This is a genomic window from Vibrio sp. 10N.222.49.C12 (assembly GCF_041475025.1).
Lineage (GTDB): Bacteria > Pseudomonadota > Gammaproteobacteria > Enterobacterales > Vibrionaceae > Vibrio > Vibrio crassostreae_C.
Genome location: NZ_JBFRVF010000017.1, coordinates 97,728 through 120,691, shown reverse-complemented (window position 1 = coordinate 120,691; position 22,964 = coordinate 97,728). Strand labels below are relative to the sequence as shown.

General features: G+C 45.2%; 19 protein-coding genes and 4 pseudogenes. 15 read left to right on the top strand and 8 right to left on the bottom strand.

All coding sequences use genetic code 11. The annotated features are described in order from the left end of the window. Positions 1 to 61: 61 nt before the first annotated feature. Entirely contained in the window at positions 62 to 883 is an 822-nt protein-coding gene (locus AB4583_RS05675) for an SDR family NAD(P)-dependent oxidoreductase (RefSeq protein ID WP_029222319.1), read from the bottom strand. Between the two features lie 210 nt (positions 884 to 1,093). Beyond that, a pseudogene (locus AB4583_RS05670) lies at positions 1,094 to 1,252 on the bottom strand (enoyl-CoA hydratase/isomerase family protein); the annotation flags it as partial. A gap of 446 nt (positions 1,253 to 1,698) precedes the next feature. Between AB4583_RS05670 and AB4583_RS05665 the strand changes: the two are divergent. Beyond that, entirely contained in the window at positions 1,699 to 3,072 is a 1,374-nt protein-coding gene (locus AB4583_RS05665; protein ID WP_372116727.1) for an MATE family efflux transporter, read from the top strand. Positions 3,073 to 3,081: 9 nt separating this feature from the next. Further along, positions 3,082 to 3,492 carry a LysR family transcriptional regulator gene (locus AB4583_RS05660; RefSeq protein ID WP_017059460.1) on the top strand — a complete coding sequence of 137 codons (411 nt, stop codon included), beginning with the start codon at positions 3,082 to 3,084 and terminating at the stop codon, positions 3,490 to 3,492. Between the two features lie 127 nt (positions 3,493 to 3,619). Here AB4583_RS05660 and AB4583_RS05655 read toward each other — a convergent pair. After that, positions 3,620 to 5,017, bottom strand: a pseudogene (locus tag AB4583_RS05655) (alkyl/aryl-sulfatase); the annotation flags it as partial. Here AB4583_RS05655 and AB4583_RS05650 point away from each other — a divergent pair. Then, positions 5,002 to 5,448: pseudogene (locus AB4583_RS05650) on the top strand (LysR substrate-binding domain-containing protein); the annotation flags it as partial. The pseudogenes AB4583_RS05655 and AB4583_RS05650 sit on opposite strands and share 16 nt — an antisense overlap. Here AB4583_RS05650 and AB4583_RS05645 read toward each other — a convergent pair. Then, positions 5,445 to 6,344 (bottom strand): DMT family transporter, encoded by a 900-nt coding sequence (locus AB4583_RS05645; protein ID WP_372116725.1) that lies wholly within the window; start codon positions 6,342 to 6,344, stop codon positions 5,445 to 5,447. The pseudogene AB4583_RS05650 and the gene AB4583_RS05645 overlap by 4 nt on opposite strands. Before the next feature lie 187 nt (positions 6,345 to 6,531). On the opposite strand from AB4583_RS05645, the gene AB4583_RS05640 reads away from it, so the two are divergent. The 5 genes from AB4583_RS05640 to AB4583_RS05620 all read left to right on the top strand — a co-directional run bounded on the left by AB4583_RS05640 (position 6,532) and on the right by AB4583_RS05620 (position 10,970). Further along, positions 6,532 to 6,921, top strand: a complete 390-nt coding sequence (locus tag AB4583_RS05640) for a VOC family protein (protein ID WP_372116723.1) — start codon at positions 6,532 to 6,534, stop codon at positions 6,919 to 6,921. Between the two features lie 51 nt (positions 6,922 to 6,972). After that, positions 6,973 to 7,497, top strand: a complete 525-nt coding sequence (locus AB4583_RS05635) for a hypothetical protein (RefSeq protein WP_372116721.1) — start codon at positions 6,973 to 6,975, stop codon at positions 7,495 to 7,497. A gap of 169 nt (positions 7,498 to 7,666) precedes the next feature. After that, a complete protein-coding gene (locus tag AB4583_RS05630) occupies positions 7,667 to 9,106 on the top strand; it encodes a 6-phospho-beta-glucosidase (RefSeq protein WP_372116719.1) in 1,440 nt (479 codons plus the stop codon). Positions 9,107 to 9,205: 99 nt separating this feature from the next. Beyond that, positions 9,206 to 10,204, top strand: coding sequence for a LacI family DNA-binding transcriptional regulator (locus AB4583_RS05625; RefSeq protein WP_372116717.1), 999 nt, complete (start codon positions 9,206 to 9,208; stop codon positions 10,202 to 10,204). A gap of 202 nt (positions 10,205 to 10,406) precedes the next feature. Further along, complete coding sequence (locus AB4583_RS05620) at positions 10,407 to 10,970, top strand: sugar O-acetyltransferase (RefSeq protein ID WP_372116715.1); 564 nt, start codon at positions 10,407 to 10,409, stop codon at positions 10,968 to 10,970. Positions 10,971 to 11,048: 78 nt separating this feature from the next. On the opposite strand, the gene AB4583_RS05615 is transcribed toward AB4583_RS05620, so the two are convergent. Next, on the bottom strand, positions 11,049 to 12,236 hold the full coding sequence (locus AB4583_RS05615; protein ID WP_017062388.1) for an MFS transporter: 1,188 nt from the start codon (positions 12,234 to 12,236) through the stop codon (positions 11,049 to 11,051). Positions 12,237 to 12,516: 280 nt separating this feature from the next. Between AB4583_RS05615 and AB4583_RS05610 the strand changes: the two genes are divergently transcribed. Then, positions 12,517 to 13,398 (top strand): LysR substrate-binding domain-containing protein, encoded by an 882-nt coding sequence (locus AB4583_RS05610; protein ID WP_372116713.1) that lies wholly within the window; start codon positions 12,517 to 12,519, stop codon positions 13,396 to 13,398. Positions 13,399 to 13,518: 120 nt separating this feature from the next. On the opposite strand, the gene AB4583_RS05605 is transcribed toward AB4583_RS05610, so the two are convergent. Both AB4583_RS05605 and AB4583_RS05600 read right to left on the bottom strand, forming a co-directional pair. Continuing rightward, positions 13,519 to 13,809, bottom strand: coding sequence for a putative quinol monooxygenase (locus tag AB4583_RS05605; RefSeq protein ID WP_372116711.1), 291 nt, complete (start codon positions 13,807 to 13,809; stop codon positions 13,519 to 13,521). Positions 13,810 to 14,016: 207 nt separating this feature from the next. After that, positions 14,017 to 14,479: pseudogene (locus AB4583_RS05600) on the bottom strand (hypothetical protein). 494 nt (positions 14,480 to 14,973) lie between these two features. Between AB4583_RS05600 and AB4583_RS05595 the strand changes: the two are divergent. Continuing rightward, positions 14,974 to 16,506: a phospholipase D family protein gene (locus AB4583_RS05595; protein ID WP_372116710.1), complete on the top strand. Its 1,533-nt coding sequence runs from the start codon at positions 14,974 to 14,976 to the stop codon at positions 16,504 to 16,506. A gap of 115 nt (positions 16,507 to 16,621) precedes the next feature. Here AB4583_RS05595 and nfsA read toward each other — a convergent pair whose 3' ends face one another. Beyond that, positions 16,622 to 17,344: an oxygen-insensitive NADPH nitroreductase gene (nfsA, locus tag AB4583_RS05590; protein WP_102462135.1), complete on the bottom strand. Its 723-nt coding sequence runs from the start codon at positions 17,342 to 17,344 to the stop codon at positions 16,622 to 16,624. A gap of 278 nt (positions 17,345 to 17,622) precedes the next feature. Here nfsA and AB4583_RS05585 point away from each other — a divergent pair, with 278 nt between their 5' ends. From AB4583_RS05585 to AB4583_RS05565, 5 genes are all read left to right on the top strand, one after another. Beyond that, complete coding sequence (locus tag AB4583_RS05585) at positions 17,623 to 18,867, top strand: NADH:flavin oxidoreductase/NADH oxidase family protein (RefSeq protein ID WP_372116708.1); 1,245 nt, start codon at positions 17,623 to 17,625, stop codon at positions 18,865 to 18,867. A gap of 236 nt (positions 18,868 to 19,103) precedes the next feature. After that, complete coding sequence (locus AB4583_RS05580; protein ID WP_372116706.1) at positions 19,104 to 20,087, top strand: HAD family hydrolase; 984 nt, start codon at positions 19,104 to 19,106, stop codon at positions 20,085 to 20,087. 208 nt (positions 20,088 to 20,295) lie between these two features. Beyond that, positions 20,296 to 20,991 carry an aspartate/glutamate racemase family protein gene (locus tag AB4583_RS05575; protein ID WP_372116704.1) on the top strand — a complete coding sequence of 232 codons (696 nt, stop codon included), beginning with the start codon at positions 20,296 to 20,298 and terminating at the stop codon, positions 20,989 to 20,991. A gap of 609 nt (positions 20,992 to 21,600) precedes the next feature. Then, positions 21,601 to 21,837 (top strand): YdcH family protein, encoded by a 237-nt coding sequence (locus tag AB4583_RS05570; protein ID WP_017067743.1) that lies wholly within the window; start codon positions 21,601 to 21,603, stop codon positions 21,835 to 21,837. A 193-nt stretch (positions 21,838 to 22,030) separates the two neighbouring features. Then, complete coding sequence (locus AB4583_RS05565; RefSeq protein ID WP_102320698.1) at positions 22,031 to 22,927, top strand: LysR family transcriptional regulator; 897 nt, start codon at positions 22,031 to 22,033, stop codon at positions 22,925 to 22,927. Positions 22,928 to 22,964: the final 37 nt, after the last annotated feature.

Here is a 22,964-nt window from a genome sequence, read left to right as displayed (position 1 = left end):
TGGATAGAACTGCGGCTTGGATTGTTGGGGGAGTGTTAGTGGTATTTTTATTAATTAATGATCAGTGCGCAACGCACAGCTTTTCTTCGAGCAATTGATCAAGCACTGTCACCAGCTTGTGGTTCTTAGTGTTGTCTAATGCGTCGGCGTGCGGGTCTTTGAACAACCCAGAATCATTATCAAAATATTGACCAGAAGCGTTGGCAAACTCATCACTGAGCGCAGCACGACAAAGAATATCGGCACCAATCGCAAGGTCGTTGCCATCAACGCCATAAGCATCTTTCACTAATTTACTACCAAGGAAAGAAGCTGGGTTTACAGGGATAATTGCGGTGCCTTTGTCTAAAAGAGTATTGGCTAATTCGATGGACCACATCGTTAGCGCCAGCTTACTTTGCGCGTAAACCGGACCATCAAGTTCGCCCGCATTCGGACTGATTAATGCATCTAGATCTACGGGTGCTTGGGCTGCTGAAGATAGGTTGACGATACGACCTGTCGCATCAAAAAGAGGAAGCAGCTTTTGTGTCAGTAGATACGGCGCAATGGTGTTTACGACAAAACGCACATCAAGATTGTCTGGAGTGGTGATGTCCGACACTTTATACACACCTGCGTTGTTAATGAGTATATCGAGTCGTTTGTGATCGCTTTTGATTTGGGTTGTGAGCGCCTCAACTTCAGAGAGCGTCGATAGGTCTGCGATGTAGCTTTCGATGATTGCATTCTTAGACAGGCGAGACAGAGCGGTCACGACTTTATTGACCTTAGCTGGGTTGCGGCCATGAATTAGAACATGGTGCCCTTGCTGCGTTAGTGCTTTTGCGGTCTCTAAACCAATGCCATCCGTGGCACCTGTGATCAGAATTATTTTTTGCATATTCCGTCCTTCAAAAAATAGTTTGAACAACGTTATAACAAAGATTAATGACACATAGTTGCATTTGGCTCACAAGCTGAAGACTCAAATGTGAGTCTATGGGGCAAATAATGACCATTTTAACACTTGGTGGTTAACCGTTGGCGTTTAACGATTAAGTAAGACAATGGGTCAGTTTGTGACTGACCCAAATTAAGAGAAGTGACCGAGTTATTTGATGTCTTGAACGTTCATAACCAGAGTTTCCCAGTTACGTTGGTTTTCCATATCGTGCTCTAGGCCTTGCTCATCGGCAATTTGGAAGCGCTTAACCGCAGGGGTTTTGCTCGTAGCTTGATACAACCAATAAGCTTCCGCTTTGAGTGCTTCGGCTTCGTCAGCATCAAAGTCTCTTGCCCTTGAACATTCACAGTACCGAAGTCAAAAGTGACGGTAAGAATCCCATCCTCGGCTTGAGCTTTAAACGTTGTATAACCTTGATATGCCATTTCCATATTCCTTCTGAGAGATTTCATTTCAGCCTATTCAGTGTGAATGCGACCTAAATTCAGGCTAACGAGGAATGTTCGAACCAACAATTAACCATTAAACGAAACACTATTAACGAATTATTAAGAGTGTTGGCGGGTTTTATAATTTAAATTTATTCAGTGTCTTAGATGGATATTTTAACGTTGAAGGTATCTTGCTAATTCGATTGTCAACGAAATCTAAAAACTCATTCCTTGTCTGGCGCTCTTATCCTTTTCATTTAGCTTCGTATACTGCTCAACTAGGTAATTAGCCCCAAAGTACAGACAAGAGTAAACCGACCGATGCAGATGAGATCCGCGACTTTGAAAACCATTATTGAGAAAACACTGCCACTGACGCTGGGTGTGTTTGCGATCATGATGGTTCAATTGGTCGATTCGATCTTTATTGGTCAGCTAGGGGTGAATGAATTGGCGGTTCACGGTATCACCTTGCCATTTCAAGCAGCGTTTACCGGGGTTCAAGTGGGCATCGGTGTGGCGGCAACGTCCATTATTTCTCAAGCGGTAGGGGCAAAAGAACAACGTAAATCTACTTCAATTGCGACGCTGTCGGTTGGATTTGGAGTGTTGGTGATTGCTTTGATCTGCATAGGGCTGATTGTTTTTAGCGATTCTGTTTTTGCGTCGTTTGTGAATGATGTCTCTGACGCTCAATACCAATCCATGCTGTCTATTTTTAATGTGTACTGGCCACTGTGGTTGTTCAGTGCATTGATGGTGGCGGTGCTTTATCTGGCCACCTGCGTTTATCGTGCCAATGGCGATACCAAAACAACCGGAAGCATGTTCTTGGCTGCTAGCGTGATTAACCTAATTCTCGACCCTATTCTGATCTTTGGATTGGATATGGGCATCGCAGGGGCGGCGATCGCATCGAGCATTGGCTACGCATTCGGCGCAATCTACATGCTAATCAAGTCTCGCGGCAAAGGTTGGTTTGGCTTCAATGGCGCGTGCAGTAACCGAATCAAAGGCTACAGTTTTGAGTTATTCAAGACGGTAATGCCAACCACTGCGAATCAGATATTACCTGCGGTCAGCGCGTTCTTCTCAATGCTATTGATTGCGAGAATCGGAACCGATGAGATGGCTTTTTGGAGCTTACTCGTCCGTGTTGAAAGTTTTATGCTGGTGTTTTCTCTTGCTCTGACGATGTCTATCCCGCCTATGATTGGTCGTTACCTAGGGGCGCAGCAGCGATGCAAAATCCCTGAGCTATTGAATACAACAGCGAAGTTCTTATTGGTTTTCCACACCGTGATGGCAACATTGTTGGCGCTGTTTAGTGGCTGGATTATTCCTGTTATCTCGGAAGAACAAAGCATACGCAGCTGGTTTGAAGTGACCTTGTTATTTATACCGTTCAGCTATGGGCCGCTTGGGCTTTGCATGTTGGTTGCGTCGGTCTTTAATGCCTTGGGTGTGCCGCGTAAAGCTTTGAATGTCTCTTTCCTACGCTTGTTTGTTTTCTACATTCCCGCTTTATGGATCGGCTCGATAACCGGAGACATGGTCAATGCGGTTATTGCTGCGACAGTCGCCAATGTTTTAGCGGGCGCTTTTGCATGGTTTAAGCTTAATGCCTATATTAAAACTCACATTATTCCCCGTGCCGCTGCGGCCAATAAGCAGCGTGTACTCAGCGCAGGCTAGCCATTATTGATGAACATTGAACATCTAAAATTGTTTGTGCGACTCGCGTCTACGCACAATATAGGTCAAGCAGGACAAGAGCTTGGGTTGTCACCTCCGGTAGCCAGTATTCATATCGGAAAACTCGAAGAGAGCCTAGGTGCTATCCGCGTCGATCACGGTGAAGCGGTAAGGGATGTATGTGTCGATGGCTTGGGCATTGCCATGTGCGCGAGTTGGATAGCATACAAGCAGCTCGCGGAAGGTTCGCTGGTTGAGGTGTTGCCGGATTACCCTTTAAAGGATGAGGCGGCTATCTGGGCGGTATACCCGAGTGCTCAGTTACTTGCACCAAAGGTGCGCGTATTTATCGATTACTTTGTTCAATATTATGGTTCACCTTCTTATTGGGATTGCGACGTAAACGGGCAAACTCAATAGCGATTCAGAAGCATATATTGAGAACAAATAAGAAAGCCCCAACCAAAAGGGAGGGGCTTGTTTTTATGTTCTTTATAGAACGTTTTTCTAGCTAACTGCTGTTGTTTTTATTTAGTGTATCCGGCGTTTAATGAGCGTGTACCGCTGAATCTTGGTATAGCTCTGCATCAACTTCTTCGCCTTTACTTGGGCGCGGTACAATCTCAAAAGAGGTGTCAGCTTCTGTCAGTGAAGACAGCAGTTTGTTAAGTGATGTCTTATCACCTTTCACGCCTGCTTGTCCGTCTTCTAACAGTTTTCCAAGGCTTGTTTTCTTAAGCACGATGTCAGACACGTCAGACTTATTGATGATCAGTGTTGTATCGGCGTCTTGCAGCTCGTTCACTTGAATGTTGTTCAGGTTACCGTTAGACATCTCAACGTAGTAGAACTCTTGCACGTCTGGTAGCTGAATATTCAACGTAAATGGTGTTTCTTGTGCTTTTAGCGAATCCACTTTAACTGCTAAGTAATCCAACAAGTTCTCAATGGTCATGTTCGCTAACACATCCGGAGATGCAGTCTTTGGTGCGCCCGGTTGTGTGCCAATGCGAAGCTCTTGAGCGCCGGTTAGGTAGATGTTTCTCCAACCTGCACCTTCTGATTGATAACCCAACTGCTCGTATGTATCTGCCAATAAGCCACGTGCAACTTTGTTCTCTGGCTCAGCTTGAATCACCTTATTCAGTGCTGTTGCAATGAAGCGGTATTCACCTTCTTGGAAATCTTGCTGCGCTTTTTCAATCACAGCATCGCTGCCGCCCATGTACTCAACAAACTTCACCGATTCTGGCTCGATTGGTAATGGATTAAGGTTAGCTGGGTTCATGTCGAAGTAACCAAGATACATGTTGTACACAGCGCGAGCGTTGTGAGAGTAAGTACCGTGGTAACCGTTGGTGTGCCAAGACTGTTGGATGCTGTCTGGCATTACCTTGTAAATCTCGTCACCGATGTCTTGCAGAACCACGCCGTTATTGGCTAAGCGAAGCGTTTGGTTATGAGTAAAACCGTAAGCGTCACGCTGCATTTTTAGGTAATCAGAGATCTCTTGTTCGCCCCAGATTGGCGATGAGTGAGACGCAAACAACACCTCTGTTTCTTCACCCCAAGTGATTAACATCTCGTTGATCTTCTTAGACCATTTCAAGCCGTCACGTACTTTAGCGCCACGCAGCGTGTACAGGTTGTGCATGCCTTGGTAGGTCAGTTCGCCAGTCCAAAGTGCTTTCATGCTTGGAATATACGTCACCATTTCAGAGGCCGCTTCGGTACCTGAAGCATCCATGAATTGCATTTCTAGGCCGTCAATAACCAGAGTTTCAATCTCTTCGTTATGGTTCAGCTCGTAGTCTGGCAGTACGTAAGTAATGCTACCGGTTGATAGGCCTTTCGACAGTGCAGCATCAACAATACCGTGCTCGTGTCGGTTCAGGGTTGCACCATATTGATATGCGGTACGACGAGACATTGCATTACCCGCAAGTTAACGGCTACATGAAGCAGCCGATGATTGAAGATGAGTTGGTGCTGATAGCTCGAAAGGGGCATCCGAGAATCAATGGCTCTGTGACGCAAGAGCAATATTACAACGAAAAGCATGTTACTTTTAGAATGCGTCGAACCCGTTTATACACGGCAGATTATTTTACCAAGTCGCCACTGAAACAGAGAAAAGTGAGTGCCGAGTGTGACTCGCTGATGACCATGTGTGTGCTGGTATCGGGCTCAGATTGTGTCGGCAGTACATCGCGTGATTTTGCCAATCAATTTTCCGAATCCTTCCAGCTTCAAGTCCTTGATCAGCCGTTTGAAATCTTACCTATGCAGCAATACATGATTTGGCATAAAAGAACCGATTTGAACCCTGCTCATCAGTGGCTGAGAAACAAGATTCAGCAATATATGGCTGATTAACGAGCCGCTCTTGCTGCTCGTTTCTGTTTGGCGCTCTCTATCATCTTAGAAGGCGTCATTCCTGTCACCAACATGGTGCCGGTGATAACCAGAATTGAACCAACAATCGTATTGATGCCAATTGCTTCATCTAAGAATAAGTTACCCCATAGAATACCAAATACCGGAATGATGAAGGTCACGGACAGGGCTGAAGGTGCGCCGAGTTCAGAGACGAGATTGAAGTAAAGTAGATACGCTAACCCAGTACATACCGCGCCTAATAAGACAACCGATGTAGTGATCGTAACGTCGGGTGTTTCTCTCATCGGAATAAAGAATACAAACGGCAAAACCAGCAATACCGCAGTCCACATGCTGCCATGAGCATTGTTGAATGCCTCAACTTTAGGGGCTTGCTTGGTATAGTTTGACGCTATTCCGTAGCTAAAGGCCGCCATCACTGCTGCAAAGATAGGAAGCATAGCCTCACGGCCAATGTTCATCGCATCCCAACCGACTAACACGCCAACTCCTGTTACCCCAATCCCAAGTCCCAATAGAACTTTCGCCTCGAGTGCTGTTTTGGTCCATATTGCACCAATGATTGCCGCCCATATTGGCGCGGTAGAGTTCAAGATGGCGAGTGTCGAGGCGTTAAGTGTCTGCGCGGCATAAGCGAAAAGCAAAAAAGGAAGTGTGGTGTTAAACAGGCCGAGAATGAAGAAGTGTTTTGCGTGATCATGAAAAGAGAGCTTCTTTTTTAAATAGAAAGAAACTAAAAGCAGAGTAAGTGCTGCAAACAGAACTCGCGCTTCAATTAAGACTGCGGGCCCTAATGGATTGGCGGCCATTCTCATGAAAAGAAACGAGCCTCCCCATATAGCCGCAAGTAGTATCAGTTTTAAAAAGCTCACAGTTTGAATCTCAGATTGTGTAAAACCTGACTATGGAGGAAAGATAACTATTACACAAACATAGATGCCAATACTGTGCAGTTATGGACATAAAATCGAGCCCGTTAATCAGGAACAATTTCGTTCTGTTTATTGTTCCTTATTTGATGAGTAATCTAGCGTTAGACATCAAACTTAGGCAAACAAAATGAAGATTGAACACATCGCAATTTGGACCAAACAACTCGAAGTACTGAAGCGATTTTATGAAGATTATTTCGGCGCGACATTGAACTCAAAATATCACAACCCAACTAAAGGGTTTTCTTCATACTTCCTCTCGTTTGATACGGGAAGTCGTTTAGAGGTTATGGAAATGGACTCTGTCCCTGAATCGAAAGACGACATCTATGACCAGTTCACAGGCTTCATTCACATGGCGATATCATTAGGCTCGGAACAAGCGGTTGATGAATTGACTCAGCGTTTAGTTGAAAACGGTTATGAGCGCTTAGACGGCCCAAGAAGAACAGGCGATGGCTATTATGAGAGCTGTATACTCGATCCAGATGGTAATCGCTTGGAACTTACCGTTTAATGGAGGGAGCTTGAATAGCTTTTAACTCACTAACGGAACTGAGGTATTACAATGATGAAGCATGCTGTGACTTTCCTTTTTAGTCTTGGGCTGACGGGATGTGCTACCTCAGAACAAGTACATGAGCAGGAGACGGACGCGAAACCTGAACCATCACAACCCATTGGTTACCTTGGTTTTAAAGCTCACCAAGAGTGGGCTATTCAATTCAATGATTGCACGGTCTACGATTTAATCGGCGCACAACCTTACCAGTGGTTTGATCGCACTTCAGCCTCTGTGAGCTGTTATACGTTCAAGCCAAATGATGCCATCGAGCCTTTATCTGTCTATGCCGACGCAAACTTCGACAGCAATAAGCTAACCCCGATTAACCGCTTTAAAGAGCTGCAGGTATCAGAGTCAGGTTGGGGCAGCTTTCCTGCAGTCTATAAGACCAACGGCACCAACTGGTTGAAAGTCAAAGAGGGTTGGATTCACCTCACTTTAGCCGATCAGACACTCGTCCAGTTCTACCCGGGAACTCAAGACCTATCCGGCAAATCTCAGCATGATCAGTATTTTGAGCAGCATTGATCGTAATGCTGACTGTTGATTAGTCTGTAGTTCGATCAAAAAAGATCTTTTAACTATTGCTGAAACCGGTTTCAACCTGTATCTTTTCTTTTATTGAAATCGGTTTCAGAGTTGCAATGAGCTCTCTAATCCTGATCTTTTTCACGAATAACTTGTAGCGAGTAATGGTATGAACAACGAATTTCCGAACGATTTTTTATGGGGTGGTGCGGTTGCTGCACATCAACTAGAAGGCGGCTGGGATGCGAATGGTAAAGGTGTCAGTGTTGTTGATGTATTAACAGCGGGCGCTCATGGTGTACAACGTCGAATCACCGATGGCGTCATTGATGGCGAAAACTACCCAAACCAAGTTGCTGTTGATTTCTACCATCGATACAAAGAAGACATTAAGTTATTTGCTGAGATGGGCTTTAAGTGCTTCCGTACCAGTATCGCGTGGACGCGTATCTTCCCAAATGGCGATGAAGCTGAACCGTGTGAAGCGGGTTTAGCGTTTTACGATGATCTGTTTGACGAGCTGTTGAAATACGACATTCAGCCTGTGGTAACACTGAGCCACTTTGAAATGCCTTACCATCTAGCTAAGGAATATGGCGGCTGGATGAACCGCAAAGTGATCGACTTCTTCGTTAAGTATTCAACTGCAGTGATGGAACGATACCAACACAAAGTGAAATACTGGATGACGTTTAACGAGATCAACAACCAGATGAACACCTCGGCAGACATCTTCGGTTGGTTGTGCTCTGGCGTGAAGTTCCCGCAATGTGAAAAGCCGCAAGAAGCCATGTATCAAGCGGTTCACCACCAGTTTGTTGCGAGTGCGTTGGTGGTTAAGAAAGGTCACGAGATCAATCCAAATCTTCAAATTGGCGCAATGTGTGCGATGGTGCCTTTCTATCCTCGTTCTTCAAAGCCAGAAGACATCATGGTGGCACAGCAAGCGATGCGTGACCGTTATTTCTTCTCGGATGTAATGGTGCGTGGTCATTACCCAAATTACGCTAAGCATGACTGGGCAATCAAAGGCTTCAATATTGAGATGCAGCCCGAAGATGAGCAGATCCTAAAAGAAGGCAAGGCTGATTACTTAGGCTTTAGCTACTACATGTCTAATACCTTGGATTCTTCTTCTCACCAATCGACTGAAGAAGCGATGGACGGCGGTCATGAAAACTCGGTCGATAACCCGTTTATCCAGTCTAGCGATTGGGGCTGGCCAATTGACCCAACCGGTTTGCGTTTCTGTTTAGCGTCTCTGTATGAACGTTATGAAGTGCCATTGATCATCGTTGAGAACGGTTTTGGCGCTGTTGATACCATTGAAGAAGATGGCAGCATTAATGACGACTACCGTATCGCTTACCTTGGCGACCACATCAAAGAGATGAAAAAAGCCGTTGCGATTGATGGTGTTGATTTGATGGGTTACACCCCTTGGGGCTGTATCGACTTAGTTTCGTTCACCACGGGCGAGATGAAAAAACGCTACGGATTCATTTACGTAGATAAGCACAACGATCAATCTGGCTCACTAGAACGCAAGCGCAAGAAGTCTTTCGAGTGGTATAAAGGTGTGATTGCATCTAACGGTGCCACTATTTAGAATGCATTCCCCAGCGCAGTTATGTGAACTGTGAGCTGTCATTTTGCAATGAATTAGTCGGCCTATGTCGGCTAATTTTTTATAAAGGAAAAGAAGCGAATGGTAACCATGCTTGATGTCGCAAACCGCGCAGGCGTATCTAAATCGACCGTTTCTCGTGTCTTAAATGGCAAGAACATCGTGCGCCCAGATGTGGTGAAAAAGGTATTTGATGCGATTCAAGAAACAGGTTATCGACCGAACTTGTTGGCTCAGCAATTGGCGACCAAGAAGACCAATTTCATCGGCTTTGTAATTACCAATGAGTTGTTCAATGGCCCTTACTTCTCTTCCTTGATGTATCACGCGGCTTCTTATAGCGAAAAGTCGAATCACCAATTGGTGATCACCGATGGCAAACACAGCGCTGAAGACGAAAGAAAGGCGATCAATTTCCTGTTGGATATGAAGTGCGCTGGCATCATCATCTATCCGCAATGTTTAACCGAAAGCGAGATAGCTCAGATCATCGAAAGCACTGACACTCCGATTCTGGTACTCAACCGAGAAATGCCGTCGAAGCCCAATCATGCTATTACCACCGACCATTATCAGAGCGCTTGTTTGATGGTTGAACACATCATCGAGCAGGGTCATACCGATATTGCAGTGATTCGTGGTAAAGCCGGTTCTTCGACCGATGAGCTGCGTTACCAAGCCTATCAAGATGTGTTAACTAAACATGGTGTTGTATTGGATGAGTCCAACGTTGTTCAAGGTGATTGGACGATGGAGAGCGGTTATCACGCGGCTCAGGCTTTGGCAAAAAGCAGAACCACATTCACTGCTATCTTGTCTGAAAACGATGATATGGCGATTGGTGCGATTAAGGCGTTAACCGAACTTGGGTACTCATTGCCTCAAGATGTTTCGATCGTCGGCTTTGATAACAGCAAAGTGGGGGCGTTTTTAACGCCAAGCTTAACGTCTGTGAGTGTGCCATTAGAGCAAATGACGCAAAAGGCGATCCTGCAAATTGTCGGTGAAACAGAGCAAGCGACCACCATCAATACCACTGGTAGTTTGGTGTTACGTGATTCGATAGCGAAGCTAAATTAGCACTGTTCGAATTTCATATTTTACCTACAAAAAGTGACGAGCTGCGCATCTCTTGAACCAAGCTCAAACACTCCTTATTCACTGTTATTTAGATGTGCGATATTGCGTTTTTGGTCGATGAATTGACCACCATTAGTTAAGTAATGTGAAGCTAGATAAGTAATATGAAAATAGCTAATTGATGTGAGAACAGGTAAGTAACGTGAAAACAGAAAAACAAAAAATGCTAGCAGGTGAACCTTATCAGGCTTGGGATAAAGAGCTTTATGCAGCTCGTATCGAATGTCGCAAGGTGCTTCAAAAACTCAATAACAGTATTCCTGGCACATCTGAATGGGAAGCAGCAACGCAAGAGCTCATTCCGGACTGTGAAAATGCGCATTTAGAACCTCCATTTCGTTGTGACTACGGCTCGAACATCAAGCTAGGCAAGAATTTCTACGCTAACTTTAACTGCGTGATTTTGGATGTGGCTGAAGTGACTATTGGCGACAATGTGCTGCTTGGTCCGAACGTTCAAATCCTGACTGCAGGTCACCCACTCGATGTGAAAGGCCGTGTAGAAGAAGGCGTTGAGTTTGGCACACCGATTAATGTTGGCGACAATGTTTGGCTTGGCGGTGGTGTGATCATTTGCCCCGGTGTCACCATTGGCGAAAACAGCGTGATTGGCGCAGGCAGTGTGGTAACTAAAGACATCCCAGTCAATGTGGTTGCAGTCGGTAACCCATGTAAAGTGCTGAAATCGATCGATAACGGACAATAATCAGATTTAAATGACGAAGCCCGAACCTAGGTTCGGGCTTTGTTTTTTCTATTCTTGCTAAATGCTAAATGCTAAATGCTAAATGCTAGATGGAACAGCTTGTTGTGCTTGCTTCTTATCTAACGCACCACTGAATCGAGTCAGAACAAGAGCGATCAAAACGATCACAGCACCTACCCAAGGGGTGTTCATTAATCCAGATTTCGCGACAATCAAACCACCGCCCCATGAGCCTAATGCGATACCGACGTTGAAGGCTGCAATGTTCAACCCAGAAGCGACATCGACTGCGTCTGGTGTGTATTTCTCAGCAAGTTTCACAACATACACTTGTAGTCCTGGAACGTTACCGAATGCGAATGCACCCCAAACCAAAATGGTAGCAACAGCTGCGTAAGGGTTTACTGCGGTAAAGTTGAATACCACCAGTACTGCGGCTAAACCAGAGAAGATAACGGTCAGCGCTTTAATCGGGCCCATCTTGTCGGCCATTTTTCCGCCCCAGATGTTACCGACCGCCACTGACACACCGTAAACCAACATGATTAAGCTGATTGAGCTCGAATCAAATCCTGATACATTTTCCAGTATTGGAGCAAGGAACGTAAACGCTGTGAATGTGCCGCCATAACCTAGTGCTGTGATAGCGTAAACCAACAGTAAGCGTGGTTGAGTTAGAACCTTTAGTTGTGCCGAAATCTTCGCCGCTGGTGGTTGCTTAAGGTTGCTTGGAACCAAGATAGCGCTACCGATAAGAGCAATAAGACCAAGCAGAGCCACGATCAAGAAGGTCGCTTGCCAGCCAAAGGTTTGCCCGATATAAGTGCCCAGTGGTACGCCGGTTACCAATGCAACCGTTAAACCTGTAAACATGATCGCAATGGCACTGGCTGCTTTATCTTTTGAAACCAAACCTGTCGCGATGGTCGATCCAATCGAGAAGAACACGCCATGGGCAAGGCCAGTCAAAATTCGTGCGGCGATCAGCGTGTTATAACCCGGAGCTTGCCACGCCAATAAGTTACCAATGACAAACAATGCCATCACAGTCAGCAACACCGCTTTACGATTCCATTTGCCGGTTAATGCCGTTAATACTGGTGCGCCAATAGCAACGCCAAGCGCGTATAAACTGACTAATAGGCCTGCCGATGGCAGAGATACATTCAAGTCGCTCGCCATGGTAGGAATCAAGCCTACGATGACAAATTCTGTGGTTCCGATGGCAAAGGCGCTGAGCGTCAATGCAAGTAATGCTAGTGGCATAATCATCTCTCTTACTGTTCTTTGTTAAGTACCGAGCGCGATAAAATGGGGCAGCTTGTGACTGCAATAGGAGCGCTTCGTTTGATGGCGAGGATTATCTAGCAAAATATATTTGTGAAAAATGCCATCATTAACAAATAACCTTTGTGATATTTGCAATAATTGGAGGGTTAGCCGATCATTGGATTAAGCTGATGAGATCGAAAAGACACCGTGATTTGAGCTGTGATGAGCACAAGCGAGATGACATTAAACAAAATGAAGATAGCGAAGGAGCCTCATGTTAACCCGTTCAGATGATTTAGAAATGGTACTCACCGTTGTCGATGCTGGTGGTTTTTCTGCGGCGGCAGAGGCGCTGGATGTGCAGGTCGCCAAGGTGTCTCGCTCGGTGAGTAAGGTTGAGTTACAACTCGGCGTCTCAATATTCAACCGAACAACGAGACGCGTGGAATTGACGGAGGAAGGACGGCAGTTTGTCGATTCAGTCAGGGTGGGATTACAGATGATTCAGAGCGCGGAAGAAGAAATCGTGTCGCGCGGTGAGTTGCCAAAAGGTCGTTTAAGAGTCGATGCCGCCAGTCCATTCGTATTCCATCAGCTAGTGCCGTTGGTGCAGTCATTCAAAGAGGCTTACCCAGACATTGAGTTGGAACTCACTTCCAACGAAGGCTTCGTTGATCTTCTCGAAAAGAGAACTGATGTTGCGATTCGAATCGGTAAGCTGTCCGATTCAACACTGCACGCTCGACCGTTAGGTAAAAGCTTACTCCATATTGTGGCGTCACCTGATTATCTCGCTAAGCGTGGGCTGCCCACCAAACCTGAAGATTTGAGTTCGCATCAAGTTGTGGGATTTGCAGGAAACAAAGTGCTTAATCACTGGCCTTTGCCAAACCAAAGTTATATCCCGCCTACTGTAACAGCCAGTAATGGTGAAATCGTGCGTCAACTGGCATTAGCTGGAAATGGGATTGCTTGTTTATCGGGTTTTATGGTGCAGGACGATATAGCAGCAGGGCGCCTAGTCCCTATTTTGGAACAAGACAAACTTGCCAACACAGACCGAGAGCGAGTGAATGCGGTTTACTACAAGTCGTCATCGGTCTCTAAACGTATCTCGGCGTTTATTGATTTTATTCAACCCCGTTTGAAGCTCTAACTAAGGCAGCTGACGATATCCGCATAAATGAAAAAGCCCCGCTGACGTGCAGCGGGGCTTCCAAATCGAACTCGATAGCTTGTCAGTGTGCTTTCTAGTAACAGACTACAGAAACTGTACTTAAGCGATCTTAGTCATCTCGTTAAGTGTAAATGACGTAACACTGCCTTCGGTTGCTGCCATGTATTCAGCAAGGTGAGTATTACCCATGTGTGTTTGCCAAAGTTCACGTGATGTCCAGTTTTCGTAGAAAGTGAAATGTGCTGGGTTTTCATTGTCTTGGTGAAGGTCGTAGTTGATGCAGCCTTCTTCAGCGCGAGTAATATCAATCAGTTTTAGCAGCTCTGCTTTAACCAATTCAATTTTGTTTTCGTTAGCGACGATGTTTGCGACGATAGTTAGTTGAGTCATGTTAGTACCTATATTATTTTTCACCGAAATGGTGATCTGTCTGTGTTTACAGTGCCACTCTTTGTTCATTGAGCTGCAGTCTGTGTCGATGGATAAATAATAGTGGGAATATTTGAAACGATAAACAGTGCTACATTTGAATTATTGTCAAAAAGTAATTGATAATAACTTGGGTGTTATGTGCTACTAGGCGTAGGTGAGGAGTATTTAGAAGCCGCCCGCCCACGCATCAAAATCGTCAATGTTGTCGAGCTCTTCTTTAGTTCTTGGGGCTGGGTAATAAGGCAGAGCCAATCTTTGAGTGGAAGGTTGCAGTTCCCAATCGGGTGTAATCTTGAGTCGGGTTAATTCATCGTTGAGGCGTACAAACATATAGTAACCATCAGCGTGAGTATTGGCGTAACTTGCGACTGTCGCAATATCTCCAGAGGGTAATTTTACATCTCGGCCGAGCGGGTAGAGTTGGTGTAGCGCAAAGCTGACTTTAGGGTCTTGCAGTTGAGGTCGTGCGAGGCTTCCAACCCGCGAGGAACAATCCACTCAAGTTATCTTGGAACGGCTTACCCTTTCGATTGCCTTCATTGGTAATGAATTGAACCGTCAGCGTGTCTCCCGATTCTTGCAGAATTTCTAAAAACTGTTCACCAGTGCGATCGACCAAAAGCTTCATAATATCCAGCTACCATCAAGAATGAGAGACGATAAAGGGTACTACTATAGGGAAGGCTTGTGTAGGGACGATAAACGTTATGTAGCGTGAACAATGTTTTCGGTGTTGATCCTTACATGCCCCTTAGATGAACAACAGCTTTAGCGCTTACGTAAGTAATGCGTTTGCACAATCTCATATAAGTAAGTCGACACGCCTGTTAGTGTGAAATCAAGCGGTGAAACTAGATCTCCAAACAATGGTGAAGCATCACCCAGACCGAACTGAACTCACTATTGAAATGGTCGAAAAGCCGCTGAGTTTATACTGTTTAGCGCTCACTCAACTTAAGTGATCTGTAGGCCAATTTACCGACCTTTAAATTTATACTGGATAATTACCTATAAATTTCAGGCTTTAGCAGTAATAATTAATGAATAGATCGGAATAGCTTGTTCATTGAAAAGCTGTACGGAAAGTTTCTAAAGACGCATCGTGAAAAGGAAGTCAGATACATGCCTGTGCTCCAACGCATCAGTTTAACGTTAATCTTAATCGCCGTTTTAGGTGGGTGTTCTTCACTTCCTGAAGGCATCGATCATCCAACAGAACCGCCAACCTCTCCTGCACCTAGTTCTTTATCGGTTCTAACCAATGAATTTCAGCCTGAAGCTTTAGAGCAAGGCACCACCGCGGTTCGTCTGCAAGAGTCTGGTTGGGATGCTTTGGCACAGCGATTAGCACTGGTCGAAAGTGCCGAGCACACCATCGACATTCAATACTACATCTGGAACTCTGACGAATCGGGCAGCTATCTCGCTAGCCGTTTGTTAGCCGCGGCTGAGCGTGGTGTGAAGGTGCGCGTAATGTTGGATGATATCAACCTCAACGAACGTGAAGGTTTGCTGTCGGCACTGGATGCGCACCCTAACGTCGAGATTCGTATCTTCAATCCAACGCCAACACGCCGTGGCTTCAGTAAATGGCTGAGCTTTGTCGGTGACTTTTCTCGCTTAAATCGCCGTATGCACAATAAGTCGTTTACCGTAGATGGTACTTTGTCTGTGGTGGGTGGCCGTAATATCGGTGATGAATACTTTGACCTTTCTGATGAAATCAATTTCCGAGACCGCGATGTATTAGTCATGGGCTCGGTAGTTAACACCATCCAAACCAGTTTTGTTGAATACTGGAACAGTCGTTGGTCTTACCCTGTCGATATGCTGGGGGATGACGAACAACCTGATCTCTCAAAGATAGATAATATTGTCGTTCCGCACTATCAAAATTACCCTGAATTACCATTAGACCGTGAGGCTGCTGATAGTTTGCTGAAAGAGGTGATTGGTGAGATGGCATGGGTGAATGCGCGTTTTGTTTACGATCAGCCTGTTCCTGATGATTCAGACAATACCGATGAACCGAAAGCGACCGCGATTCTTCTAGGTAAGTTAGCGAGTGAATCGAAACAAGAGATCTTATTGGAATCGGCTTACCTTGTATTCGATGATGGTCAGCTTGAAGAGTGGCAAGTGTTGAACAATAAGGGCGTTGAGATAAAAGCGCTAACTAACTCTATGGCCTCTAATGATCTGGTGACTAATCATTCTGCTTATGCGGGCAGACGTTACGATATGTTGGAGCATGGCATCGATCTGTTTGAGCTAAAACCAGAATCTAAGTTGTGTGAAGCATCGACTCAAGACGCGTCTAAATGTGCGCCTGAGACAGCCTATGGCTTGCACGCTAAATCAGTCGTATTCGACCGCAGCATCGCGAGCATCGGCTCATTTAACTTCAACTTGCGCTCTACCTACCTCAATACGGAATCGGTTTTGATCATCGAAAATAAAGAGATTGCTGAAACGTTAGCAGACACTATTGAGCAAGCAATGAGTGAAGATAATAGCTGGCGCTTGGAATTGGAAGACGGTGATGTGTATTGGTATTCAGGCGATCAACGTTGGGACAGCGAACCTGACACTGGTCAATGGGAACGAATGCAGTCAGGCTTCCTACAGTTGTTACCGATTGAGAAATATCTGTAAGCTAGCCGCCTCCGGATAAATAAAAATGTCAGCGTATATTACGCTGACATTTTTGTTTGTACTGCTGTTTGCTGTGGTTTGTTGCAAGCTCTTAACGGCTTAACGGCTTAACGGCTTAACGCTTGGTCAGCTGCTTGCTGTTCAAGTAAGGCAGGATATGCGGGCGAGATTCGCCAGACAGCTTTTGCGTGATCTGCTGTGACCAACTGCTCTGTTTTTGGTTGCTTGAACGGCTTGCGTAGTAGCTTTGCATCGAATCATCGTAGCTGGCAATGTCATCTAGGCTCAGCGGTTGGTATTGGTTTTCGTGCATCACCACGTGAGCTGGAAGGCGAGGCTTGACCTCTGGTTGCTGTGCCGGATGACCTAAGCACATCCCAAACAACACGGCGGTATGTTGTGGTAGTTCTAACAGTTCATCGACTTGTTGTGCGCTGTTACGCAGCCCGCCAATGTACACGCCACCTAAACCTAGAGACTCAGCAGCCAACATGCAGTTTTGCGCCATGATGCCAGAATCGACAGCGCCAATCAGGGTCAGTTCAGTAAAGTCGGTTTTCACTTCAGGGTTGATTTGCGCGTGGCGTTGATAGTCGATACAGAACACCAAAAACTCAGCCGCGTTCTCCACGTAAGCTTGATTGCCTGCGTATTCAGCTAGCAACTTGCGCTTCTCTGTGTCTGTCACTCTCACGATAGAAACAGCCTGCAGTAAGCTCGATGATGAAGCCGCGAGACCAGCCTGAATAATCACATCAAGTTGTGCTTTTTCAATCGGTTGATTTGTATATTGACGAATGGAGCGGTGCCCCAGAATAGTTTCAATCGTGCTGTTCATAACTCTCAGACTGTCCTTGTGATGATGGCGTAGAGAATCACAATAACGACAATTACCATGAGCGTAAAGGGTGTTTGAGCCTTTCTGGTTGACATTTTTCAGCAGCGTCAGCCCAGTTTTTGAGATTCTATTTATAGTCGATTAATGCCAGCTGCCATGCCGCTGGCATTTTTTATTGAGCGAAACTTGCTTCGAAATAGGCGTTAAATGCTCAGAAGTGCCGGATAAAATAGGGCATACTGGACTCAATATATAAACCCAAGAAAGTAACCACGCGCATGAATCTAATCTGCCTCAACGACCCTTTTTCTCTTCCTAATGGTCAAGTGATCAAAAATCGCCTGTTCAAATCGGCAATGAGTGAACAGCTAGGTGATAAACACCATAACCCTAAGCAAGGTTTAGTCACGCTCTATCAGCGTTGGGCTCGAGGAGGAATTGGCCTATCCATGACGGGTAACGTGATGGTCGATAGAGGCGCGCTTGGTGAGCCTAAAAACGTTGTGTTAGATGAGCACAGTGACTTAACCGTATTTCGTGAGTGGGCGAGTGCCGGAACACAGAATGGTTCGCAGATATGGATGCAACTGAATCACCCAGGTAAGCAAATCCCTAAATTCTTATGTGATAGCCCGGTTGCGCCTTCGGCTATCTCTTTAGAGCGTGGATTAGAAAAAGGTTTCAATACGCCACGAGCTCTGACTGAAAAAGAAATAATCGCGATTATTGATAAGTTCGCGCTGAGCGCAAAGCTTGCAAAACAAGCGGGTTTTACTGGCGTGCAGATTCACGGTGCTCATGGTTATCTCGTGAGTCAGTTTTTGTCTTCGAGACACAACCAACGCCAAGACAAATGGGGTGGCTCACTCGAAAACAGACTTCGTTTCGTGCTTGAGGTTTATCGCGCGATTCGAAAAGAGGTCGGTGAAGATTTCCCTGTCGGAATTAAGCTCAACAGCGCCGACTTTATGAAAGGTGGCTTCACTGAAGAAGAGTCGATGCAGGTTGTGCAAACACTGAGTGATAACGGTATCGACCTGATTGAGATCTCCGGCGGCACCTATGAAAGCCCATCAATGATGGGTTCAAAGAGCAAAGCTGAATCAATCAAGTCCAGCACAGTAAAACGTGAAGCGTATTTTATGGATTACATGGTTAAGGCGAGAAAACTCGTGAGTACACCGCTGGTGGTCACGGGTGGTTTTCGAACCGCGCAAGCAATGAATGAAGCATTAAACACCTCGGCGACCGATTTTATTGGTATTGCACGCACAATGGCGGTTGATCCTGATTTCCCTAACAAGTTAATTGAAGACCCTAGCCACGGCATGCCACTAACGGTGCCAACCACAGGAAAGCCCGCATTAGACAAGATGGCGATGGTCGGGCTGGTTTGGTATGAACATCAAATGTGGCGCATTGCCTCTGGCAAGAATGCTGACCCTAAACTTAGCGCATTAAGCGTGGTGGTAAAAACAATTCTCAGCGCTGGCTGGCACGCTTTCAAAAAGCGCAGAGTGTAAGCCGTCATGGATTGATAAAGCAGAACTTTGAGGAATTGAAGTTCTGCTTTTTTGTTTGTCTCCTTTTAAGTTCTCGATAAATACATCGCAGAGCACCCTCAGCCAGCTTAGCTGTGGTACTAATCTAATACCAACATGAGCATTGGTTATAGTGTTCATAAGTGGCAAATCAGAGTAGACCAACTAGGATGAATTGAATTAAACCCTACAATTAATTCAACAACATGGTAGTTGCTATGAAGAAAATAACCCTCTTATCTGTCGCGATCTTATCCAGTCTCTCTTTCTCATCTTTTGCTAAAGATTGTGATCCCAACTTGCTGCCTTCTTGGAAGGACAGCGAGAGCAAATCCGCTATCGTCGACTTTGTTGGGCAAGCCACTAAAGCTGAGTCTGATACGTTCGTGGCAATTGAAGATCGCATTGCCGTGTTCGATAACGACGGTACGCTTTGGTCGGAAAAGCCTTATTACTTCCAATTAGCCTTTGCACTAGATCGTGTAAAAGAGATGGCGCCTGATCACCCTGAATGGAAAACCGAAGCACCGTTTAAGTTCGTGCTTGAAGGTGACATCAAGAGTGTTCTAGGGAGCGGCGAAGAAGGTTTATTGAAAATTATCATGGCGACACACTCTGGTATGACAGTCGAACAATACCAAAAAGATGTTAAGCAATGGCTAGCTGCAGCGAAAGACGAACGCTTCAACAAAGCCTATACCGATCTGACTTACCAGCCAATGAAAGAGATGCTGACTTACCTGCAAGATCATGACTTTAAGACTTATATTGTGTCGGGCGGAGGCGTTGATTTCATGAGAGCGTGGGCTCCACAAGCTTATAATATTCCTACAGAGCAAATCATCGGTAGCGCGCTTAAATACAACTACAGCTACAACGATGGTAAGCCAACCGTTACTAAAGACTCGTCCATTTTGACCATTGATGACAAAGCCGGAAAGGTCACTAACATTCAGCATATTATCGGCAAGAAACCTATTCTAGCGGTCGGCAACTCAGACGGTGACCAAGCGATGATGCAATGGGCTACGAGCCAACCCAACTCAATGGCGATGATTGTTCATCACACTGATGCTGAGCGCGAGTGGCAGTACGATCGTGAGTCTCACGTTGGCAAGCTTGATAAAGCGCTAGATGAGGCGAATTCCAGAGAGGATTGGACACTGATCGACATGAAATCAGATTGGTGTGAGGTGTACTAACGCCAAGTATACCCTTGGTCAAAACTTCAAAGGCTCGGATTTTAAATTCGAGCCTTTTTTGTGAGCGGAGGTTTTGGGAATGAACGGTTTGAAAGCAATCGTTTGAAAGGAATAAGGTGTTATGGGTTCGCTTTAAGCAAGAACGTACTATAAATTTTCAATGCATGACGGTTTAATCGAGTTAGTCGGAAATTAAAGGAATAGCAAAATGAAAACGATCGGTTTGCTCGGCGGTATGAGTTGGGAGTCGACAGTGAGCTACTACAAATCCATCAACGAGGGCGTTAAAGCCACACTCGGCGGGCTCAATTCTGCAAAGGTTTGTATGTACAGCGTGAACTTCGATGAGATAGAAAAGCTTCAACACCAAGGTCGCTGGGCTGAGACGGCGGATATCTTATCGGACGCGGCTTTATCGGTAGAGAAGGGCGGGGCTGATTTCATTCTGATTTGTACCAATACCATGCATAAAGTCGTGCCTGAAATTGAACAGAAGATCACGGCTCCTATCTTACATATCGCTGATACTACCGCGCAAAAGCTGCTAGAACAGGGCGTAAAGAAAGTCGGGTTACTCGGCACCGCTTTCACGATGGAACAAGATTTCTATAAAGGGCGCCTGACTAACAAATTCGGTATCGATGTGGTGATTCCTGATGAGAGTGACCGAGAGAAAGTCCACAACATCATTTATCAAGAGCTGTGTCGAGGCCAAGTAAAAGAAGAATCTCGAGATGTATACCGTCAAATCATTGAGAAGCTAGGCCAACAAGGTGCAGAAGCCGTTATTCTGGGCTGTACTGAAATCGCCCTCCTGATTCAGCAGCAACACACTGATGTTCCCTTGTTTGATACCACAGCCATTCATGCAGAAGCGGCTGTACGTTTGGCGACGAGTGACTAACTTCTAGTTCTTATTCTTAGTTCCATAGCTGTCCTATTTTCGCTCTTGTACGATTTTCATTCGTTGAAGTGAAAGTTTTTTGTACAAAAGCAGGTCGTTAGTTAAAGAAGCGATGCTTTGTTCATTAACCAAGGCCTTATCGGTAGGTAAGGTTTTAGTTAATGACTGAGGTATCCGCGCTTTTAAGCACTATGCTTTAGTCATGACCGAAAGAGGATTTATTATGAAATGGCTTATCTTATCTGTAACGCTGTTATTCGTGGCAGGATGCCAATCGACAGGCTCTGAAACATCTTCACATGATCAAATGAATAAAGTAGATACAAGCGGGTGCAGTAGCTAATCTCTTTGTAGAAACATTTTTCAGCTGCTTCGATAACGATTGTTAACTCTACTTGTATATAGATCTACCTTATAAAGCCTTGTGTTCTTACAAGGCTTTCTTCTATGTAAAGCATCTTATTTTTTTAGGTGGATGTTGTAAATTTGTGAATCTGAATTGTCTATATTCTATGCTGTGTACTGGATCTCATTTGTTATTTGACTCCCTTGCTAAGGTTAATAATGAATGCGTAATACCAATCACTTTACTCAACTTAAGAGGTTTCTATGCTAGGTGAAAATCATTCTCTTGTTCACGAATTTCCTGAAATGAAAGATAAAATTGCTGAGCTTGTTAAAACTGACGATGGCTTTGCAGCAGACATGAAGACGTACGACAACCTTGATAAAGAGATTCGTAAGCTTGAGCTGAAAGATTCACCCATTGATGACGGCTCGATGCACCAACTGAAACATGATCGTTCTGTACTGAAAGATGCACTGCATGCACGTTTAACTGGCTAGTGAGCTAGTAATTTTGCTGATTAGCTAAATGGCGAATTGCAGACTTAGACAAAAAAACTCCTTCGGGAGTTTTTTTCGTTTTGGCACAATAACATCTTCACAATTCAACTGAGTTAATACGTTGTATTGTTATGTGAATGACGCATAATGAGGGTTACTGGTACACGATTTTTAAGATTTTATTGGTAATCTCATGAATATTGAACACCTCAAATTGTTTGTTCGTTTAGCTTCCACACATAACATCAGCATGGCTGGGCAAGAGCTTGGTTTGTCTCCTGCTGTTGCAAGCTCGCACATCAGTAAACTGGAAGACAATTTAGGCGTTCGCTTGGTCCACCGAACCACTCGTAAGGTCTCTTTAACCGAAGAGGGGGAAGCATTCTTACCTCATGCTGAAGAAGTGTTATCGAGCGTGGATGCTGCCAAATCGGCGGTCGGTGTGGGTTGTGATTCTCCAACCGGAACGTTGCGAGTTACCGCATCTGCGTCTTTTGGACGTTTGCATCTTGTTCCTGCCTTACCTGGATTCTTAGAGCGCTACTCTGGGTTAAAAGTCGATCTCAGGCTATCAGATTCGATGGTGGATGTTGTTGAGGGTGGCTTTGATATCGCGATTCGTATCTCGGAGCTGAAAGACTCGACACTGATTGCCCGAAAACTTGCGACAGACAAGCGTATTGTGTGTGCATCGCCTGATTACTTAATCAAATATGGTAAGCCAGCCAAACCTCGAGATCTTAACGATCATCAATGTATTAGCTTAATTGGTTTAGAAAACTGGACCTTCAATACTGAAAGCGGGCCTAAGACGATTAAGGCATCTGGGTCGTTCAGGGCAGATAACGGGGAAGCACTGCGTGACGCAGCCTCAGGTGGTATGGGGATCACGGTGACATCGAATTGGTGTGCCTATGAACAACTGAAAAGCGGTCAGCTGGTTCAAATATTAGAAGATTACCCATTAACATCAGAGCCTGCAATTTGGGCTGTGTACCCAAGCACAAGGTTACTTGCACCAAAGGTGAGAGCCTTCATTGACTACTTCTCTGAATATTATGGTAATCCACCGTATTGGGAACAAAAGTAGAATCAGATAGATTTAACGAAAAAGCCCTACGTGACTA

Coding starts and splice junctions, on each gene's coding strand:
- AB4583_RS05675 (WP_029222319.1), bottom strand. CDS start 883: ATGCAAAAAATAATTCTGATCACAGGTGCCACGGATGGCATTGGTTTA.
- AB4583_RS05665 (WP_372116727.1), top strand. CDS start 1,699: ATGCAGATGAGATCCGCGACTTTGAAAACCATTATTGAGAAAACACTG.
- AB4583_RS05660 (WP_017059460.1), top strand. CDS start 3,082: ATGAACATTGAACATCTAAAATTGTTTGTGCGACTCGCGTCTACGCAC.
- AB4583_RS05640 (WP_372116723.1), top strand. CDS start 6,532: ATGAAGATTGAACACATCGCAATTTGGACCAAACAACTCGAAGTACTG.
- AB4583_RS05635 (WP_372116721.1), top strand. CDS start 6,973: ATGATGAAGCATGCTGTGACTTTCCTTTTTAGTCTTGGGCTGACGGGA.
- AB4583_RS05630 (WP_372116719.1), top strand. CDS start 7,667: ATGAACAACGAATTTCCGAACGATTTTTTATGGGGTGGTGCGGTTGCT.
- AB4583_RS05625 (WP_372116717.1), top strand. CDS start 9,206: ATGGTAACCATGCTTGATGTCGCAAACCGCGCAGGCGTATCTAAATCG.
- AB4583_RS05615 (WP_017062388.1), bottom strand. CDS start 12,236: ATGCCACTAGCATTACTTGCATTGACGCTCAGCGCCTTTGCCATCGGA.
- AB4583_RS05610 (WP_372116713.1), top strand. CDS start 12,517: ATGTTAACCCGTTCAGATGATTTAGAAATGGTACTCACCGTTGTCGAT.
- AB4583_RS05605 (WP_372116711.1), bottom strand. CDS start 13,809: ATGACTCAACTAACTATCGTCGCAAACATCGTCGCTAACGAAAACAAA.
- AB4583_RS05595 (WP_372116710.1), top strand. CDS start 14,974: ATGCCTGTGCTCCAACGCATCAGTTTAACGTTAATCTTAATCGCCGTT.
- nfsA (WP_102462135.1), bottom strand. CDS start 17,344: ATGAACAGCACGATTGAAACTATTCTGGGGCACCGCTCCATTCGTCAA.
- AB4583_RS05585 (WP_372116708.1), top strand. CDS start 17,623: ATGAATCTAATCTGCCTCAACGACCCTTTTTCTCTTCCTAATGGTCAA.
- AB4583_RS05580 (WP_372116706.1), top strand. CDS start 19,104: ATGAAGAAAATAACCCTCTTATCTGTCGCGATCTTATCCAGTCTCTCT.
- AB4583_RS05575 (WP_372116704.1), top strand. CDS start 20,296: ATGAAAACGATCGGTTTGCTCGGCGGTATGAGTTGGGAGTCGACAGTG.
- AB4583_RS05570 (WP_017067743.1), top strand. CDS start 21,601: ATGCTAGGTGAAAATCATTCTCTTGTTCACGAATTTCCTGAAATGAAA.
- AB4583_RS05565 (WP_102320698.1), top strand. CDS start 22,031: ATGAATATTGAACACCTCAAATTGTTTGTTCGTTTAGCTTCCACACAT.